The organism is Acetobacter farinalis, from assembly GCF_011516935.1.
GTDB classification, from domain to species: Bacteria; Pseudomonadota; Alphaproteobacteria; order Acetobacterales; family Acetobacteraceae; genus Acetobacter; species Acetobacter farinalis.
This window is the reverse complement of record NZ_WOTF01000053.1, coordinates 1-2,855: the sequence shown is the minus strand read 5'-3', so window position 1 is coordinate 2,855 and position 2,855 is coordinate 1. Positions and strand designations below refer to the sequence as shown.

Here is a 2,855-nt window from a genome sequence, read left to right as displayed (position 1 = left end):
TGCTCAAAACGCAGATCAAAAGCTCTCCAGAAAACCGTCAATCAAATCGCCAAAACCCAGAAATTACTGGCCAAGCACATCAATCAACGGTTCTTCGATCCCTCCAGATCGCGTTCGACGTCAGCAAGGCCTCCGAGCACAGCCAGCATCAGTCGTCCAGTGCTGGTGCTCGTATCGGTCCACGGTTCAGCTATTGAATGAAACTGTGCTTTTTTATTCGTAATATCTTTAACTATAGAAAAGAGATCGAAAGTGCTGCGGGCGAGTCTGTCGATACGCGTAACAACTACGATGTCACCTTCAGTAACCGAGGCAATCAGCTTTTTGAGCTGTGAACGCTCGGCATTCGCACCGCTTGCTTTTTCGCGGTAAATTTTTACGCACCCAAACTCTTTTAATTTTTTCACTTGTATATCAAGGGTCTGCCCCACTGTGCTGACCCGTGCATATCCTATTTTCTGACCCACGCTCCACCCCTTTACCTTGCAGGAGAGGGGCATCTTATCATGAGGTTTGCTTGCTTAAATCCTGATTTACGCAAGTGAGGCAAGTCCCACCTGCTCCATGAAATTCTCCTTCGTTTTATTTCATACAAAAATTGTTTGCACAACAAAAACATGAGTTGAAGCAGAAAAAACCTAACAAATCTTTTTTGCGTAAATCAGGAATTAAGGGAGAGATTAACCATGAGCAGTGCAGGCACTTATTACACTTACGAACTCGATGCACAGGGCAACCCTATCCTCGACGCAAGCGGTAACAAGATAGTCGAAACAACATGGACTATAACCGATGAAACTGGTTTATTTGGAGTAAAAACCGGAAATTCTACAGTCACAATTAAAGATGCCAGCGGAAATACGATCGAAACCCTTACTGGGGTACCAGATAGTATTCTGGCGTCTCATATCCAGACAGGAACAGATGCACTAAACGGAAGCCTCCTCTCGGTTTTAGGCGGGCAGTGGGTCTCGGTTCCCGGTTCAAGCGGGCAAATTGATATCCTTCTGTCTGCGTTGTCGGCACCTACTTTTACGATTGGCGGTACCACAGATATTAATTTTGCAGTCAATGCGGCTACAGCCATCACTATAGATATCTACGGCGGCACGGCTTCTTTTTCAGGAGGGTTAGTCGCGGGTGCATTAAGTGGTTCAACTATCAACATCGGCTATAGCGGAACATATAACGGTAATACTCAGCTGATCAGCCTGCTTCAAGGAACTACAGTTAATTTTACAACAGGAGGGGGCACTCTTGTATTAAATGGTGGTGGCACACTCATCAGTCTGTCTGGGACGACAATTACGGGTTATGATCCTGCTAAAGACACTATAGAACTGCAAGATACCGTAGCGGCTGTTTCAGGATATGTAATTAAAGATAATGGTGGAAACTCACGCACCATTACCCTTTTGGGCAGTAAGGGTGAGACAGTCGCAAGCTATACTGTAACAATAGCAGACGGGGCGAACGTTCAGGCTGGCACTTATAGTAACGCGGTTAATTCACAAGATTTAGCTACAAATCCTCTCAAAATCACTTATGCAAATGGCAATACTTATATTGGCGCCTGCTTCCTTGCTGGCAGCATGATCCGTACGACCAACGGTGAAGTTGCTGTTGAAGATGTTCGCATCGGTGACGAAGTTATTGCTTTTGATTGGCGGAACAATACAGACATCGTGCGACCTGTTGTCTGGGTTGGCACAGCCCATGTTAACGTCCGCCACGGTTTGCCAGATGACGAAGCGGGTTGGCCTGTGCGTATCCTTAAAGATGCTATTGCCGATGGTGTGCCTTACAAGGATATGCTGATTACTGCCGAACATTGCCTGTTCTTCAAGGATAGGTTTGTGCCAGTGCGGATGCTGGTCAATGGTGTGTCTATCTTCTACGATAAATCCATCACCTCTTATGATTACTACCATGTGGAAACCGAACAGCATTCTGTCATCACTGCCGATGGCATGCTGACCGAAAGCTATCTGGACACCGGAAACCGGTCTTCCTTCCGTCAGGAAGGCAAAGTTGTTACCCTGCGTGGTGCTGTCAAAAGCTGGGAAGATGATGCTGGTGCCCTGCTGAACGTGGATCGCTCTTTTGTTGAGCCTCTTTATCGTGCTCTTGAATGGCGCGAAACGTGGCATGAAAACAGCGCTTCAGGGAGTGCTGCACCAGCAACAAAGCCTGAACTGACCAGTGATCCAGACCTGCATCTGGTAACGACTACAGGTGCCATTATTCGTCCAATGCGTCAGACCGCACAGCACTATAGCTTCATGCTGCCACCTGATACGAAATCGGTTAACGTAGTATCACGTGCGAGTCGACCGTCTGATGTGATTGGTCCATTTGTGGATGATCGCCGTTACATGGGCGTTGCAGTTGGAGAGGTTCGCCTGTTCTGCGCAAAACAGCAGTTTGATATCACATCCCATCTGACCGCTGAAAAGCCTGCCGGTTGGCATGATGATATGGGTTGGGATGGTGTTGCGTGGACAAGTGGCAACGCAGAACTCCCATTGGGTGATCATCTGTCCAATGGGAAAATGGGCATTCTGTCCGTCACCGTTCGTGCTGCTGGTCCTTATGTCGTGGAAAATCAGACAACAACAAAATCGGTAAAATCTGCTTAATCATTTTAACAGTTTAAGCCGTTATGCGGGCCCTGTCTTTTCGACAGGGCCTGTTTTTTTATGATGGGCTTCCGTAGCGCCTGAAGCAGGCCGTTCTCCAGAGGCATCTGGAGGGATCGAAGAACCGTTGATTGATGTGCTTGGCCAGTAATTTCTGGGTTTTGGCGATTTGATTGACGGTTTTCTGGAGAGCTTTTGATCTGCGTTTTGAGCAGA

At 47.4% G+C, this 2,855-nt stretch carries 1 protein-coding gene and 2 pseudogenes; 1 reads left to right on the top strand and 2 read right to left on the bottom strand.

What is annotated here, in order from left to right; genetic code table 11:
- Nucleotides 1-104: 104 nt before the first annotated feature.
- Nucleotides 105-500: pseudogene (locus GOB82_RS13090) on the bottom strand (recombinase family protein); the annotation flags it as partial.
- Between the two features lie 186 nt (nt 501-686).
- Between GOB82_RS13090 and GOB82_RS13085 the strand changes: the two are divergent.
- The gene (locus GOB82_RS13085) at nt 687-2,639 is read left to right on the top strand and encodes a Hint domain-containing protein (RefSeq protein WP_166123759.1); all 1,953 of its coding nucleotides are present in this window, start codon (nt 687-689) and stop codon (nt 2,637-2,639) included.
- A 5-nt stretch (nt 2,640-2,644) separates the two neighbouring features.
- Here GOB82_RS13085 and GOB82_RS13325 read toward each other — a convergent pair.
- Nucleotides 2,645-2,855 (bottom strand): annotated as a pseudogene (locus tag GOB82_RS13325) (hypothetical protein); the annotation flags it as partial.